Origin of the sequence: Ascidiaceihabitans donghaensis, assembly GCF_900302465.1 — a bacterium.
GTDB classification, from domain to species: Bacteria; Pseudomonadota; Alphaproteobacteria; order Rhodobacterales; family Rhodobacteraceae; genus Ascidiaceihabitans; species Ascidiaceihabitans donghaensis.
The window spans coordinates 2160635-2175554 of record NZ_OMOR01000001.1 but is presented as its reverse complement, the minus strand read 5'-3'; the positions used below and the strand labels follow the sequence as shown (position 1 = coordinate 2175554).

Here is a 14920-nt window from a genome sequence, read left to right as displayed (position 1 = left end):
AAACCCCGATCGCAAACATGCCTTTTTAAAGTGGGCGCCTTCGGGCGCCCAAATTGTTTGGAACCTTTCGGGACGTCCCGTGTTGTTTCCATGAGACGCGGATGATTGCACATGCACGATCCGCGACACTGGAAATCGAGAATGGAGATCACTATGAATTGGGATCAAATCGAAGGTAAATGGAAAGAAATGTCCGGCTCTGTCAAAGCCAAGTGGGGCGAACTGACCGACGACGAAATCGCCGAAGTCAATGGTGACCGCGAGGCGCTGGAAGGCAAGCTGCAAGCGAAATACGGCAAGACCAAAGAACAGGCAAAAGAGGAAGTGGACAGCTTCCTTGCGTCCCACTAAGACGCAGGACACGACCATCGAAAAGGGCTGCCTTCGGGCGGCTCTTTTTGCGTTTTGAGGGGACGTCTTTGCCTCGGGTCCTGACCCTAAACTTCTGCTTCCAGAATAAACATCTGGTTGGCAAACGCGGCTTTCAACACAGCCTGTGCTGTCGTCTCAACCGCCAGATTTTCCCGTGCCAACCGCAGATGTTTTTCCACAGTTGCTGAGGTAAGCCCCATCAAAAGTGCGATATCTTGCATTGTTTTGCCGTCACCGACCCATTCAAGCGCTTCGCGTTGGCGCTTTGTCAGGTTCCGATTGGGGCCGGAATAGGGCAGCGTCAGAATTTTCAGATGTGCAATATTGTTCATCAGGTGGATATCACGGCCATGATTTTTCCATACGGCGTCAATGTCTTGCTGCGACAGACCGCGTCGCGCGGTCAAAGCGATTGCACCTTTTGATCGGGCCGAGATGGATTTGAAACTGATGGTGTAGCCCGCCGTAACCCCCATCGACAGGTTGAAATCTAACACACGCATTTCGGCAGGGGTCAGGTCTTTCAGGCGATTTTCAGCAGCCAGAATGCCCCAGCTGCTGGCACCTTCATGGGTCAACGCCCAATTGACCATTGGCGCATTGGCATAATGCTGTTCGCCCAAAAACGTGTCGGTGTAGTCTTTGTCGTGGTTGGTGAGGATTATAAAATCCTCAGGGTCGCCAAGGGAGGTCCCTGATCGGTAACGCGTGAACCCGTAGATCAGCCGATCGAACCCGTAGTCGGCCATGCGTTCGGTATGGGCCGTCCACAATTCCTGCATACTTTGACAGTTGGACAGGAAATGCAGGTAGCTTCGCATGTCGGCGCTGGTCATGATGTGGCCTGCAAATGGGTGTGCATAGCTGCTATGGCCAGGGGGTATCCATTCGCGCCAAAGCCGCAGATCACCCCAAGGGCCACTTTTGCAATGTAACTTGTGTGCCGGAACTCTTCGCGGGCATGCACATTGCTGAGATGCAATTCGATGCACGGCAATTCCACGCTGGCGATGGCGTCCATCAACGCAATCGATGTGTGTGTGTAGGCACCCGCGTTCAAAATCAAACCGCCAAACACCCCCTTGGCTGCATGGATTTCGTCGACCAATGCGCCTTCGTGGTTGGATTGCATGAAGCCTATGTCAAGGTTCAGTGCTTTTGCATGTGCCCGGCACGTGGCCTCGATGTCGGCCAGTGTCGTGCTGCCGTAGACCTCTGGCTGGCGTGTGCCCAACAGGTTCAGGTTTGGTCCGTTCAGGATCAAGAGTGCGGTCATAACGATGTGTTCCGGCGTGAGTGCGTCCCATCTGTGTTAGCTGGGTCGGGGGGCGTATGTCTAGTGTATGCGTTGTGTCTGCAAACGCGTTACGCCTCAAACACCGCCAGTCCCAGCCAATCGGCAACCAAAGCGGGTGTGTCGGACCCTTCGATTTCGATGGTAAGCGCATTTTCGCGCAACAGGTCTGTCGCGTTGCGTTGAGTGACCGACGTCAGAACAAAGCGCCCCCGCAAACGGCTTCCTGCTGTCACCGGCTTCAGAAAACGCAGTTTGTTGAAACCGTAGTTGATGCCCATCACCTGTCCTTCGGCCATGTCAAAGCAATCGTAGGCAAACCGCGACGCAAGGCTCAGGGTCAAAAACCCATGTGCGATTGCGCCCCCGAACGGGGTTTCGGCTTTGGCGCGTTCGGGATCGATATGTATCCACTGGTCGTCATGTGTGGTTTTGGCAAAATCGTCGATCATGGCCTGATCAACGGTGATCCAGTTTGAGACGCCGACCTCTGTGCCGATTTGCGCCTCCATTGCTGCTTTTGCGGTTTCAATATGTGTCATGATCATTCTCCCTTTGGATCGGCACCGACGCGGACCATGCGTTTGCCTTTGTTGTCGCCTGCCAAAAGCCCGATCAGCGCCTTGGGAGCGTTTTCAAGCCCCTCAACGATATCTTCGGTGACTTTGATCTGGCCGTTTGCCACCCAGGTTTGCAGCGCGCGGATGGCCTTGTTGTCGTCTTTGGCAAAGTCCATCACGATGAAGCCTTCCATGCGCAGACGCTTGACCACCAAGGCGCCGGGCAGGTTGCGTGGCCCGGTGGGGTTGGCGCTGTCGTATTGGCTGATGGCGCCGCAGCAGGCAATGCGGCCCCGTTCGTTCATCAGTGCCACAGTTGTTTCCAACACAGGTCCGCCAACGTTGTCGAAATAGACGTCGATCCCGTTTGGGCAGGCGGCACGCAGAGCTTTGAACAATCCTTTTTCGCGGTAATCCACACAGGCGTCGAACCCAAGCTCATCAACCACCCATTTGCATTTCTCGGGTCCGCCTGCGATGCCAACCACGTGACAGCCAAGCGCTTTGGCGATCTGCCCGACGTAGCCTCCGACCGATCCGGCAGCCGCTGACACAACAACCGTTTCGCCTGCCATGGGATTGCCGACGCTAACCAACCCGTGAAATGCTGTTTTGCCCGCGATGCCATAGACCGAAATCAGGTTGGACAACGTGTCGACCTTTGGCAATTTTTGCACCGCGCGTGCGGGGCGCGTGACATAATCAGCCCACACGCTTTCGGCGGCCACAATGTCCCCAATCGCGATTTTCGGGCTGTTGGATGCCATGACTTCGCAAATTGAATAGGTGGCCATAACGTCGCCCGCTTTCACAGCGTCGCGGTACGTGGCGCCTTGCATCCAAGACCGGTTGGCCGCGTCAATGGACATCAGGATCGTGCGCAGCAACACTTCGCCTTCGCCCGCTACAGGCATTTCGGCATCCTGAAGTGCGAAATGGTCTTCGGTCAATGTGCCTTGCGGCAGCTGTGAAACAATAATTTGACGGTTGGTCATGTTGGGATTTCCTTGTTAGGTTTCTTGGAAAAAGGAGTGTTGAGATGACGCAGGAATACAGGCAGCCAGTCTATCACCCCCCCAAAGGGGCGGCTGACATCATGTTGATCAGGCACGGCGAAAGCATGCCCGCCAAGGCAGGCGTGGATTTTCCGATGAAAGACGGACATGGCAACCCGGTGCTGCACCCCCAAGGGGAACGACAAGCCGTTGCGGTCGGGGAAAGACTGAAAAATAGCACCTTTGCCTGCATTTACGTGACCAAGCTGCAGCGGACGCATCAAACCGCAGCGCCGCTGCTGGGACATCTGGGGATGCAATCTGTTGAAGATCCCGACCTGCATGAAGTGCATTTGGGCGATTGGGATGGGGGATTGTACCGCATCAAAGCCGCGCAGGGTGATCCTGCTTTTGATCGCATGCGCGAAACAGGCGAATGGGGCGAAATTCCCGGGGCGGAAACCACGGCGCAGTTCCATGGACGGGTCAAACGCGGATTGGCCCGTGTTGCAGCGGCCCATGCGGACGAACGTGTGGCGGTCTTTGTGCACGGCGGCGTGATCGCAGCTGCGATGTCTATCGCCACAGGGTGCGGCCCGTTTACCTTCGGGGGCGCGGCAAACGGGTCGATAAGCCGGTTGGTCATTACTGGCGATCAGATGGCTGTGCGCGGGTTCAACGACATCAGCCATCTTGAAGGGCTGTAGCGGTTTCAAAGGGTCAGCGCGACTTTGCCCAAGACTTTCCGATCCGATATGTATTCCAATGCCTTACCGGCATCTTCTAAAGTGAATGTCTGGGTCACACGGGGTTTGATTTGTCCCTTGCTGTACATCAAAAACAGTTCGGTCATATTTTCCATATGGCCTTTGGGGTCCACCATTGTGGACGCCCCCCAGAAGACACCAACGATCTGGCAGGATTTCAGCAACGTCAGGTTCAAGGGGATGCTTGGAATGCCTGCGGGGAAGCCAACCACAAGGAAACGGCCTGCCCATGCCATGGCGCGCACAACCGGTTCTGCGTAATCACCGCCAACCGCATCATAGGCCACATCAACACCTTTGCCGCCGGTCAGGGATTTGATCTGGTTTGAGAACTCTTTTTGGGCTGCGCGGTCCATGTCGCCGGGATAAATCAAGGTCTCGTCCGCGCCCAGTTCCTTACAAAACGCCGCTTTGTCCTCGGAGGATACGGCCGCGATTACACGTGCACCGGCGGCTTTGCCCAGCTCGATCGCTGCGGCGCCGACACCGCCAGCGGCGCCAAGGATCAACAATGTTTCGCCTTCCTTGATCGCAGCGCGGTCTTTCAATGCGTGGTGCGACGTGCCGTAGGTCAGAACAAGGCAGGCTGCATCTTCAAACGGCATACCGTCTGGCATCGGCAAACACCGTGCCTCCGCGACACACAGATGCGTGGCAAACCCGCCAAAGCCGGTCATGGCGATCACTTTGTCACCTTCTTTCAGGCCTTTGACCCCTTCACCAACCGCATCAACTACGCCTGCCACTTCGCCGCCCGGTGCAAAGGGACGTGGTGGTTTCATCTGGTAAAGATCGCGAATGATCAAAGTGTCGGGAAAGTTCACGCCAGCCGCCTTGACTGCGATGCGGACCTCGCCTTTGGCGGGGGTGGGGTCTGGCAGTTCAGTCAGCTCAAGTGCCTCGGGCCCTCCGGCAACAGTGCTCAACATGGCTTTCATTGTAATCTCTCCCCTAAAAGTTTTGACGTAACGGCATAGCTGCCAGACATCTTGTCAGGGGTAAGTTTGGCTGCAACACTTGGACCAGTAAATGCGAAATACGATTTTGCAGGGTGGAACGTAACGGCATAACCCGCAGCGCCACCTGTCTGGGAGGACAAACATGACCGATACAGATTTGGGTGCTTTCCGCACTGAAACCCGCGCGTGGTTGGAGGCGAATTGCCCCACCGAAATGCGCGATGGTGTCCGCGACGAGGAAACGATTTGCTGGGGTGGGCGCAACTGGCAGTTCACGTCAGACGCGCAAAAGACGTGGCTTGAGGTGATGGCCGCCAAGGGGTGGACCGTGCCCACATGGCCCGTGGAATACGGTGGTGCCGGATTGGACCGTGCCCACGATAAGGTTTTGCAAGAAGAACTGGACGCCATCGGGGCGCGCTGGCCGTTGCAAAGCTTTGGCATTTGGATGCTTGGGCCTGCCTTGCTGGCCTTCGGGTCGCATGAGCAAAAATTGCAGTATCTGCCGCCAATTGCACGCGGCGAAGTGCGCTGGTGTCAAGGCTATTCAGAACCGGGCGCAGGTTCGGATTTGGCAAGCGTTCAGACAAAAGCCGTTAGTGATGGTGACCATTATGTTGTAAATGGACAAAAGGTCTGGACATCCTATGCGGACAAAGCCGACTGTATTTTTGCGCTTGTGCGTACCGATCCGGATGCGAAAAAGCATCTTGGGATTTCCTTCCTTTTGATCGACATGGACACAGCCGGAGTGTCGACGAAACCAATTCGCTTGATCTCTGGATCGTCTCCGTTCTGTGAAACATTCTTCGATGACGTGCGGGTGCCCAAATCCAATGTGGTGGGCACTGAACATCGCGGCTGGGACGTGGCAAAGCACTTGTTGACCCACGAACGCGAGATGATTTCTGGCGGGGGTGCAGGTCTGCTTGGGACGCGGTCTTTGGGGGCCGTTTTGGCCGAACACGACGGTGGCATGGATGCGACCACGCGCGCTGAAGCCCTGCAATGTGAAGTCGACCAACTGGCCATTGGCCTGACGTTGGAGCGCTACAAGGATCAGGCCGAAGCAGGCGGTGGTGTCGGTGACGCGTCGGCCATGCTGAAATATGAGGGCACGGAATTGAATAAACGCCGCCACGAGTTGCTGATGTCTGCCGGTGGTGCAGATGCACTGGAATGGGAAGGCACCCACGCCGGGTTAGCTGCTGACTGGTTGCGCACAAAGGCCAATTCCATCGAAGGCGGCACATCAGAAGTGATGTTGTCGATCATTTCACGCCGCATTCTTGGGCTTCCGGGGTAAGAACACATGACCACTTTGATGATGTCAGAAGATGAAACCATGTTGCAGGACGCCGCCCGCGGCTTCCTTGATGGGGCGGCGCCGGTGTCGCATCTGCGCGGGTTGCGCGATGCAGGCGAAACCCATGATGCAAAACTGTGGGGCGAAATGGCGGCAATGGGCTGGACAGGCGTGCTGGTACCCGAGGACGCAGGCGGCTCTGATATGGGGCATGCGGCAGCTGGTATTTTGGCTGAGGAAATGGGCAAGACGCTTGTCACATCGCCTTTTCTATCCACGGCCGTGATTGCGGCCACAGCCTTGCGGCAAGTGGCAACGGACCGCTCAAAGGCAGCTTTGGGTCAGATCGCTGAAGGTAAAGTCATTTATGCTTTGGCGATTGACGAAGGGCACAAACACGATCCTGACGCGACCGCGTTGCAAGCTGTGGCTGATGGCAATGGCTTCAAATTGACCGGTTCCAAAGGTTTTGTGGTCGATGGCGCCAACGCAGACCGTGTTTTGGTTTTGGCGCGCGCCGAGGCAGGGTTGACCCTGTTTGATTTGCCCGCTGATCGCGACGGTATCACACGCACGGCCAACGCAATGATCGATGCACGCGATGCGGCTGCTGTTGATTTTGCCGATGTTGAAGCGACGGGCGATGATGTTGTCGGCACAGTGGGGGATGCGATGACAGTCTTGCAGCCTGCACTTAATGCGGGACAGGCAGCCCTTGCCGCAGAAATGGCGGGGCTTGCCGCGGGTGCTTTTGGCATGACGGTGGGGTATCTGAAGGAACGTAAACAGTTCGGCATCGAAATCGGGCGCTTTCAAGCACTGCAACATCGCGCCGCACATTTGTGGTGCGAAACCGAAGTAACGGCTTCGGCTGTGCGCAACGCAGGGCGTGTGTTGGACGAGGACATCGACAATGCCACAATGGCGGTGTCTTTGGCCAAGGCGCGCGCCACTGACACGGCGAAACTGGCCGTAATCGAAGGGGTGCAGATGCACGGTGGCATCGGGATGACGGATGCATTTGATATGGGCTTTTATATGAAGCGGGCCCGCGTCGCTGCGGAATGGCTTGGCGACTACGGCTATCATGCGGAACGCGTGGCAGCAGCCCGCGGGTTTTAAGGGACTTGAATTATGACACCTAACGATCTGTTTTCATTGGAAGGTAAGGTGGCTTTGGTCACCGGCGGCGCCACAGGCATCGGGCGCATGGCAGCCACGGGGTTGGCGCAAGCGGGCGCACATGTATTTATCGCGTCGCGCAAAGCGGACGCCTGCGAAGCCGTCGCGCAAGACATCAACGACAGCGGTGTGGCGGGCAAAGTCACAGGCTTTGGTGGGGATGTAAGTAGCGCGGACGGTGTCGCGGCGATGGTTGAAGAGATCACCAAACGCACTGACACGCTCAACATTCTGATGAACAACGCGGGCATCACTTGGGGCGCACCGCTGGGCCAGTTCCCGTTTGAAGCTTGGGCAAAAGTGCAGGGCGTCAACAACGCGGGGCTATTCCATCTTACGCAGAGCTTGCTGCCGATCCTGATCAAATCCGCCAGCCCTGATGATCCGGCGCGTGTGGTCAATGTGGGCTCGGTCATGGGGGACGCGCCTTTGGGGGATGGGGCCTACAGCTATGCGGCGTCCAAGGCGGCCGTACACCAGATCACCCGCATCATGGCCAAGGAACTTGCAGGGCACCACGTCACTGTGAACGCGCTTGCCCCGGGCCCATTCGTCAGCCGTATGACGGCCTTTGCGACAGCAGATGAAGGTATGCGTGAAAAGGTCGGCCAAGACGTGCCTTTGGGGCGTGTGGGGCGCGACGAAGACATCGCAGGATGTATGCAGTTTTTGTGTGGCAAAGGGGGCAGCTTCTTGACAGGGGCCATCTTGCCCGTCTCAGGCGGTATACAAGTGATGAGCGGCCCAAATCTGTTCGGATCGGCCTTGGAGGGTTAAAGAATGATACGTTTCGACGACCAGGTGGCGATTGTGACAGGTGCGGGTGTTGGCCTTGGGCGCAGCCACGCGCTTGGACTTGCGGCGCGGGGTGCCAAGGTCGTGGTCAACGATCTGGGCGTTTCGACCGATGGAAAAGGCAAATCCTCGGATGCAGCGCGGGGTGTCGTAGCCGAAATTGAGGCGATGGGCGGCGAGGCGTTTGTGCATGGCGCGGATGTCACGGACCAAGGTCAGGTCAATGATATGATCGGCCAAACGATGAAGCGATGGGGGCGGATCGATATTCTGGTCAACAACGCCGGCATCCTTTTGGACAAAACATTCGCCAAGATGAGCATGGGTGACTTTCGCAAAGTTGTGGATGTGCATCTGCTGGGCAGCGCCAATTGTTGCCATGCGGTTTGGCCCATTATGCGGGAACAAAAATATGGCAGGATTGTGCTGACATCTTCCGCGTCGGGGCTTTACGGCAATTTCGGACAATCAAACTATGGTGCTGCCAAAGCGGCGATGGCGGGTCTGATGAATGTATTACACCACGAAGGCGGGCGCGATGACATTCGCGTCAACACGCTCGCCCCAACGGCCGCCACCCGCATGACAGAACAATTGCTGCCGCCAGAGGCATTGGAAGTGCTGCAACCGGAAACGATCACGCCAGGCCTGCTCTACCTTGTGAGCCAAGACGCGCCATCCAAAACCATCCTCAGCGCTGGGGCAGGGGTCTTTGCCCAAACGCGCATATACGAAACGCAAGGGCAACTGATTGAAGGGGACATCACGCCTGAAGCCGTTGCGGCCCAATGGAGCAAGATCACCGACCCAACAGATCAGGAAGAACTGCAAGACGCGTTTTCCCAAACCCGCAAATACGCCAAACGCGCCGCAGAGGCCAAAGGCATCAAACTCGACTGGTAATCCCAGATCTATCTTCATCTCGCCCGATAAACCTCGGGGGTCTGGGGGCAGCGCCCCCGGTCCAAACCAAACCATAAGGAACCAAACCTATGCGTGACGCAGTTATCGTATCCACCGCCCGTACCCCCATCGGCAAAGCCTACCGGGGCGCTTTCAACGCCACCACGCCGCAACAGCTTGCAGCACATGCGATTGAACACGCCGTGGCGCGTGCCGGCATCGAAGGCTCCGAAATCAGCGATTGCGTCATCGGCGCGGCATTGCAACAGGGCCATTCCGGCGGCAACATCGCACGTCAGGCCGCCATTCGTGCAGGTCTGCCCGTCACTGTGGCTGGCATGTCTCTGGACCGTCAATGCGCCTCTGGCATGATGGCGATTGCAACAGCGGCCAAGCAGGTTATCACCGACGGTATGGATGTTGTGATTGGCGGCGGTGTCGAAAGCATTTCCATGGTGCAAACACCGGAAATGCGCGTGGGCGCGGACAAGTGGCTGAAAGCGAACAAGCCGGAAATCTACATGACGATGCTGGAAACCGCTGAAAACGTGGCAGAACGCTACAACGTCAGCCGCGAAGCACAAGACGAATACGCCGCTGAATCGCAAGAGCGCACACATCAGGCGCAAGAAGCAGGCCGCTTGGATGATGAAATCGTTGCCATGACCACAACCATGATGGTGCAAAACCGCGAAACCAAAGAAATCACGTCACATGAAGTCACGCTGGATAAGGACGAAGGCAACCGTCCGGGCACAACTGCAGAAAGCCTTGCGGGGCTAAAGCCTGTGTTCAAAGACGGCATGAACTTGGCCGAAGGCAAATTCATCACCGCGGGCAACGCCTCTCAGCTCAGCGATGGCGCCTCTGCCGCGGTGGTCATGGAAGCCTCTGTTGCCGAGAAAAAGGGCCTGCAACCGTTGGGTCGTTACGTGGGCGTTATGGCGGCCGGTTGTGAGCCTGACGAGATGGGCATCGGCCCAATCTATGCTGTGCCAAAGCTGCTGGAAGCGCATGGGTTGAAAATGGATGACATCGGTCTTTGGGAGCTGAACGAGGCCTTCGCCAGCCAAGTCATCGCGTCCCGTGACGTCTTGGGCATTCCAAACGAGATCCTGAACGTCAACGGTGGCGCCATTTCCATCGGTCACCCTTACGGCATGTCTGGTGCGCGTATGGTTGGTCATGCACTGATAGAAGGTAAACGCCGCGGTGCGAAATATGTGGTCTGCACCATGTGTATTGGCGGCGGTATGGGCGGTGCGGGTCTCTTCGAAGTCCTGTAGCCGTTGTTTACCAACAAAAGAGGCGGGTTTGGTGCCCGCCTCAACCTTTCTTCATTTGATAAGGCGCTAGACACTATGCCCAGAGACGATTCACACCTTCCAAAAGCCCTTCAAGGGCTGCGCGTGCCTATGGTGGCCTCGCCGTTGTTCATTATCTCTGTACCAGAACTGGTGATTGCGCAGTGCAAAGCTGGCATCGTTGGGTCTTTTCCAGCTTTGAACGCGCGGGAAGGCGAGGGCGAGCATCCGCTGCTCGACACGTGGCTCACCCAGATCAAGGAAGAGCTGGATCGCCACAATCAGGCGAACCCCGACACGCCCGCCGCACCCTATGCCGTGAACCAGATTGTACATCGCTCCAACGGGCGGCTTGATCGCGATCTGGAAATTTGCGTCAAACATGAGGTGCCAATCTGGATCACCTCATTGGGCGCACGCGTCGAGGTCAATGAGGCGGCGCATTCTTGTGGCGGGATCGTTTTACACGATATCATCAACAATCGTTTTGCGAAGAAAGCGATCGAAAAAGGCGCTGATGGTCTGGTGGCTGTGGCCGCAGGAGCCGGCGGGCACGCGGGTGAGCAATCGCCGTTCGCTTTGATCCGTGAAATCCGCGAATGGTTTGAAGGGCCTTTGTTGCTGTCCGGTGCCATTGCAACAGGCGAAAGCCTGCTGGCCGCGCGCGCCATGGGCGCCGATTTGGGGTACACAGGTACGCCGTTTATCGCGACGGATGAGGCCAACGCGCAACAGGAATACAAACAAATGATCGTGGACTCCGGGGCAGAGGACATTGTCTATTCCTCATTGTTCACAGGGGTTTGGGGTAACTACTTGCGCGGCTCGGTTGAAGCGGCAGGCATGGATCCCGACAATCTGCCACAGGCGGATAGCTCCTCTATGAACTTCTCCGAAGGCTCGTCAAAACCCAAAGCGTGGAAAACCATTTGGGGATCGGGGCAGGGCATTGGGGCGGTGAAATCCATTGGGCCTGCTGGTGCGATTGTGGACCGGATGGCGGCTGAATACGCAGCGGCGGGCAAGAAGCTTGCGGCGGAGTTTTTCTGATGGCGGAGCTGGTCGTGGTGCGCCACGGGCAGGCGGCTTTCGGGCAGGAGAACTACGACCAACTGTCGGATGTTGGGTTTGAACAGGCGCGGCTGGCGGGCGACGCTTTGCGTGCCATGGGCTGGGTGCCGGACCGTTTGGTGTCTGGCACTTTGGAGCGTCAGCGCGATACGCTGAGCGCGATGAAGTTTGACGGCAGCCCTGAGGAGCATGCTGGTTTCAACGAATATGATTTTGGCGATTTGCTGCGCGCCAAGTACCATGGCAATGTGCCGGAACTGGTCAAAGGCGATCGCAAGGTCCATTTTCGCACGCTGCGCGAGACTGTTTTTGAATGGCAGGACGATCAACTGAACGATCCGTATGAAACATGGGGCCAGTTCGAAACCCGCGTGGCCGAGGCGCTGAAATTTGCGACGGACACCGACGCACGGCGCGTTTTGGTGGTGTCTTCAGGCGGTGTGATTGGTCAGTTGGTGGCCAGCACGATGCAAGCACCGAAACGGATGATGATGGAAGTGAATTTGCAGATCAAAAACGCATCCATCACGCGGTTTGTGTTTTCCAAGGGGCGCGTGTTTATGACTGGCATGAACGCGACGCCGCATCTGGATCATACCGACACTCAACACTTAATGACCTATAGCTGAGAGGCCGACATGGCGGACACGCAAACACTCGATCTGGACGCGGTTGGCGCATATCTAAAGAACCATCTGGACGGATTTGAAGGCCCAATCGAGGCCGAAAAATTCGCAGGTGGGCAATCCAACCCGACGTTTTTGTTGAAAACACCGGCACGCAATTATGTTTTGCGCCGCAAGCCGCCCGGAAAGCTGTTGAAATCAGCCCACGCCGTTGATCGCGAATTTCGTGTGCAAAAGGCGTTGTGGGACACGGGAGTGCCTGTGTCGAAAATGCATGTGCTGTGTGAAGACGATGCGGTGATTGGATCATCGTTCTACATCATGGATCAGGTGGTTGGCCGTAATTTCAATGAACCCACGCTGAACGGGCGAACGGTTGAAGAACGCACCGCGATCATTGGCGACATGAACCGTGTGCTGGCGGCACTGCATGATGTGGACATCGAAGCCGTCGGGCTTGGCGATTACGGCCCTCCTGGCAACTATTTCGAACGCCAGATCGGGCGCTGGACCAAACAATACAAAGCCTCTGAAACGGGTGATGTACCAGCCATGGATCGATTAATGGACGCTTTGGCGGATCGCATGCCCACCGATGACGGGCAGCGCACTTTGGTACATGGGGACTACCGGATCGACAATATGATCTTCGAAGCCGACGGCACCAATTGTTTGGCTGTTCTGGATTGGGAGCTAAGCACGACAGGTCATCCCTATGCGGATCTGGCGTCGGTGATTATGCAATGGCAATTGCCTGCGGGCAAAGAAGGTCGCGGGCTGGCTGGTGTGGACCGTTCAGCATTGGGGCTGCCGACGGATCAAGAGTTTATCGACCAATACTGCATGCGCCGTGGCATTGATGGTATTGATAACTTTGGGTTTTATGTCGGTTTTTGCTTCTTCCGTATGGCCGCAATCATTCAGGGGGTATTGAAACGCGCTTTGGATGGCAATGCGTCCAATCCTGAACGTGCCATGAAGGTAGGGGCCTTTGTTCCTGTGTTTGCACAGAACGGATTGAAGGCCCTGGATTTGTAACACCCTGACTTGCCTGCCTTTGTTTTCGGCAAAGGTTCAAGAATCGAGCATACCGCACTCTTCGAATTTTAAGGGCCAAGGCACACACGCGCTTTGGCCCTTTTGCGTGTTCTTGCACGCCCAAATGCCCTTGCGTCACTTTCAGTCGATTTGATGACTGTAAAACGTGATATGACAATCCGCCTGTCGGGGTGTTTTGCACTTGCAGAAAGTGCGGAGTGGTTTGTATCCGTAAGAATTTCGAAAACTCTACAATACTTTCAACATTGTACAGCATGACGTTCACGTAAATAGGTGCATGTGCAGCAATTCGCGGGTCAAAAAACAAGACAAATAGTCTCATTTTTCCTAATTCAATGCCGCTTTAGGCTGGCAAAAGGGCGGTTTTTCAAAAGCTTGACTTATATCCTACGTGTGCGACGCTTCCTGCATACCGACACTAACGAAATACACGAGATGTATGTCGGATATTGTTCTAGGGAGGAACTTCTATGCGTAAATCCATTAAACTTGGTGTATCCGCAGCGCTGGCGCTGTCTGTCAGCTCTGTGGCTGTCATGGCCGACATCAAAGTCGCGTTTATTGACCCACTGTCAGGCCCTTTTGCCAGCACAGGCACAAACGGACTGCACCAATTTGAATTCGCGGCGGACTACTTGATCAACCAAAACGGTGGTGTTCTGGGTGGCCAAAACATCGAAATCGTCGCCTTTGACAACAAGATCAGCCCAAAAGAGTCGCTGATCCAATTGCAGGTCGCGATTGATCAGGGCATTCGCTTTATCGCGCAGGGCAACTCCTCTGGTGTTGCGAACGCAATCACGGAAGCCGTTGAAAAGCATAACAAACGTAACCCAGACGACCGTGTTCTCTTCCTGAACTACGCGGCTGTTGATCCGGCGTTGACAAACGACAAGTGCAACTTCTGGCACTTCCGTTTTGACGCCAACGCCGACATCAAAATGGACGCGCTGACGGATTCAATTGCTGCCGATGAAGGCATCAAAAAGGTCTACATCATCGGCCAGGATTATTCGTTCGGCAAAGCGGTGTCTGCTGCGGCCAATCGTTTCCTTGGCGAAAAGCGCCCCGACATCGAAATCGTCGGTGACGAATTGCACCCAATCGGCAAAGTGAAAGATTTTACCCCGTATTCACGCAAAATCGTTGCGTCCGGCGCACAAGCGGTCATCACAGGCAACTGGGGTGCGGATATGCTGGGTCTTGGCAAATCCATCGTTGAGAACGGCTATGACGGCCCGATCTACACCTACTATGCTGCGGGTTCCGGTATTACGGCGGCCTTTGGTGAAACAGGCGAAGGTGTGATCCGTCTGGTGTCTGAAGGTCAGATCAACCCGCCAGTGTCTGATGCGGCCGCCGACTACTACAATGCCTTCAAGGCGAAGTATCCTGACGGTAACGTCGACCAATCCCGCATCACCAACACCATTGGTATGCTGGCTGCGGCAATCGACGCTGCGGGTACGGCTGATGATGTTGTGAAAATTGCTTACGAACTGGAAGGCATGACCTACGATTCACTCTGGGGCGGTCAGGTTATGATGCGTGAAAACGATCACCAGGCGATCCAGAACGTCCACATTCAGGCCCACACAAAAGAAGGCATTACTTTTGCCTACGACGGGTCCGAGTATGGTGTGAAAGCGATCAAAACGATCGAAATGGCATCTGCGGACTCTGAGTCCTCATGCAACATGAAGCGCCCATAAGCGCTTTTTGACTGG

At 56.0% G+C, this 14920-nt stretch carries 16 protein-coding genes; 11 read left to right on the top strand and 5 right to left on the bottom strand.

Features of this window, described 5'->3' with window-relative positions:
* Positions 1-153: 153 nt before the first annotated feature.
* On the top strand, positions 154-351 hold the full coding sequence (locus ASD8599_RS10815) for a CsbD family protein (RefSeq protein WP_108828544.1): 198 nt from the start codon (positions 154-156) through the stop codon (positions 349-351).
* Positions 352-437: 86 nt separating this feature from the next.
* Here ASD8599_RS10815 and ASD8599_RS10810 read toward each other — a convergent pair whose 3' ends face one another.
* The 4 genes from ASD8599_RS10810 to ASD8599_RS10795 form a co-directional block, all read right to left on the bottom strand.
* Complete coding sequence (locus ASD8599_RS10810; RefSeq protein WP_108828543.1) at positions 438-1208, bottom strand: LuxR family transcriptional regulator; 771 nt, start codon at positions 1206-1208, stop codon at positions 438-440.
* Positions 1205-1648, bottom strand: a complete 444-nt coding sequence (gene aroQ, locus ASD8599_RS10805) for a type II 3-dehydroquinate dehydratase (RefSeq protein WP_108828542.1) — start codon at positions 1646-1648, stop codon at positions 1205-1207. The genes ASD8599_RS10810 and aroQ overlap by 4 nt, the downstream gene beginning before the upstream one ends.
* Before the next feature lie 89 nt (positions 1649-1737).
* Complete coding sequence (locus tag ASD8599_RS10800) at positions 1738-2208, bottom strand: MaoC family dehydratase (RefSeq protein WP_108828541.1); 471 nt, start codon at positions 2206-2208, stop codon at positions 1738-1740.
* 2 nt (positions 2209-2210) lie between these two features.
* Positions 2211-3221 (bottom strand): NADP-dependent oxidoreductase, encoded by a 1011-nt coding sequence (locus tag ASD8599_RS10795; protein ID WP_108828540.1) that lies wholly within the window; start codon positions 3219-3221, stop codon positions 2211-2213.
* A gap of 44 nt (positions 3222-3265) precedes the next feature.
* Between ASD8599_RS10795 and ASD8599_RS10790 the strand changes: the two genes are divergently transcribed.
* Positions 3266-3928 (top strand): histidine phosphatase family protein, encoded by a 663-nt coding sequence (locus ASD8599_RS10790; RefSeq protein ID WP_108828539.1) that lies wholly within the window; start codon positions 3266-3268, stop codon positions 3926-3928.
* Between the two features lie 5 nt (positions 3929-3933).
* Here ASD8599_RS10790 and ASD8599_RS10785 read toward each other — a convergent pair whose 3' ends face one another.
* Positions 3934-4926, bottom strand: a complete 993-nt coding sequence (locus ASD8599_RS10785; RefSeq protein WP_108828538.1) for an NADPH:quinone oxidoreductase family protein — start codon at positions 4924-4926, stop codon at positions 3934-3936.
* 163 nt (positions 4927-5089) lie between these two features.
* Here ASD8599_RS10785 and ASD8599_RS10780 point away from each other — a divergent pair, with 163 nt between their 5' ends.
* From ASD8599_RS10780 to ASD8599_RS10740, 9 genes are all read left to right on the top strand, one after another.
* Positions 5090-6253, top strand: a complete 1164-nt coding sequence (locus tag ASD8599_RS10780; RefSeq protein WP_108828537.1) for an acyl-CoA dehydrogenase family protein — start codon at positions 5090-5092, stop codon at positions 6251-6253.
* Positions 6254-6259: 6 nt separating this feature from the next.
* The gene (locus tag ASD8599_RS10775; RefSeq protein WP_181364467.1) at positions 6260-7375 is read left to right on the top strand and encodes an acyl-CoA dehydrogenase family protein; all 1116 of its coding nucleotides are present in this window, start codon (positions 6260-6262) and stop codon (positions 7373-7375) included.
* 12 nt (positions 7376-7387) lie between these two features.
* A complete protein-coding gene (locus tag ASD8599_RS10770; protein WP_108828536.1) occupies positions 7388-8212 on the top strand; it encodes an SDR family NAD(P)-dependent oxidoreductase in 825 nt (274 codons plus the stop codon).
* Positions 8213-8215: 3 nt separating this feature from the next.
* Positions 8216-9133, top strand: coding sequence for an SDR family NAD(P)-dependent oxidoreductase (locus tag ASD8599_RS10765; RefSeq protein ID WP_108828535.1), 918 nt, complete (start codon positions 8216-8218; stop codon positions 9131-9133).
* Between the two features lie 89 nt (positions 9134-9222).
* Positions 9223-10419: an acetyl-CoA C-acyltransferase gene (locus ASD8599_RS10760; RefSeq protein WP_108828534.1), complete on the top strand. Its 1197-nt coding sequence runs from the start codon at positions 9223-9225 to the stop codon at positions 10417-10419.
* Between the two features lie 75 nt (positions 10420-10494).
* Positions 10495-11487, top strand: coding sequence for an NAD(P)H-dependent flavin oxidoreductase (locus ASD8599_RS10755; RefSeq protein ID WP_108828533.1), 993 nt, complete (start codon positions 10495-10497; stop codon positions 11485-11487).
* Positions 11487-12137 (top strand): histidine phosphatase family protein, encoded by a 651-nt coding sequence (locus tag ASD8599_RS10750; protein ID WP_108828532.1) that lies wholly within the window; start codon positions 11487-11489, stop codon positions 12135-12137. Before ASD8599_RS10755 ends, ASD8599_RS10750 begins: the two co-directional genes overlap by 1 nt.
* Before the next feature lie 9 nt (positions 12138-12146).
* Positions 12147-13172, top strand: coding sequence for a phosphotransferase family protein (locus ASD8599_RS10745; RefSeq protein ID WP_108828530.1), 1026 nt, complete (start codon positions 12147-12149; stop codon positions 13170-13172).
* A gap of 491 nt (positions 13173-13663) precedes the next feature.
* Positions 13664-14905, top strand: a complete 1242-nt coding sequence (locus ASD8599_RS10740; RefSeq protein ID WP_108828528.1) for a branched-chain amino acid ABC transporter substrate-binding protein — start codon at positions 13664-13666, stop codon at positions 14903-14905.
* The last annotated feature ends 15 nt before the right edge of the window (positions 14906-14920 follow it).

Coding starts and splice junctions, on each gene's coding strand:
- ASD8599_RS10785 (WP_108828538.1), bottom strand. CDS start 4,926: ATGAAAGCCATGTTGAGCACTGTTGCCGGAGGGCCCGAGGCACTTGAG.
- ASD8599_RS10815 (WP_108828544.1), top strand. CDS start 154: ATGAATTGGGATCAAATCGAAGGTAAATGGAAAGAAATGTCCGGCTCT.
- ASD8599_RS10800 (WP_108828541.1), bottom strand. CDS start 2,208: ATGACACATATTGAAACCGCAAAAGCAGCAATGGAGGCGCAAATCGGC.
- ASD8599_RS10795 (WP_108828540.1), bottom strand. CDS start 3,221: ATGACCAACCGTCAAATTATTGTTTCACAGCTGCCGCAAGGCACATTG.
- aroQ (WP_108828542.1), bottom strand. CDS start 1,648: ATGACCGCACTCTTGATCCTGAACGGACCAAACCTGAACCTGTTGGGC.
- ASD8599_RS10810 (WP_108828543.1), bottom strand. CDS start 1,208: ATGACCAGCGCCGACATGCGAAGCTACCTGCATTTCCTGTCCAACTGT.
- ASD8599_RS10790 (WP_108828539.1), top strand. CDS start 3,266: ATGACGCAGGAATACAGGCAGCCAGTCTATCACCCCCCCAAAGGGGCG.
- ASD8599_RS10750 (WP_108828532.1), top strand. CDS start 11,487: ATGGCGGAGCTGGTCGTGGTGCGCCACGGGCAGGCGGCTTTCGGGCAG.
- ASD8599_RS10765 (WP_108828535.1), top strand. CDS start 8,216: ATGATACGTTTCGACGACCAGGTGGCGATTGTGACAGGTGCGGGTGTT.
- ASD8599_RS10755 (WP_108828533.1), top strand. CDS start 10,495: ATGCCCAGAGACGATTCACACCTTCCAAAAGCCCTTCAAGGGCTGCGC.
- ASD8599_RS10775 (WP_181364467.1), top strand. CDS start 6,260: ATGACCACTTTGATGATGTCAGAAGATGAAACCATGTTGCAGGACGCC.
- ASD8599_RS10780 (WP_108828537.1), top strand. CDS start 5,090: ATGACCGATACAGATTTGGGTGCTTTCCGCACTGAAACCCGCGCGTGG.
- ASD8599_RS10770 (WP_108828536.1), top strand. CDS start 7,388: ATGACACCTAACGATCTGTTTTCATTGGAAGGTAAGGTGGCTTTGGTC.
- ASD8599_RS10740 (WP_108828528.1), top strand. CDS start 13,664: ATGCGTAAATCCATTAAACTTGGTGTATCCGCAGCGCTGGCGCTGTCT.
- ASD8599_RS10760 (WP_108828534.1), top strand. CDS start 9,223: ATGCGTGACGCAGTTATCGTATCCACCGCCCGTACCCCCATCGGCAAA.
- ASD8599_RS10745 (WP_108828530.1), top strand. CDS start 12,147: ATGGCGGACACGCAAACACTCGATCTGGACGCGGTTGGCGCATATCTA.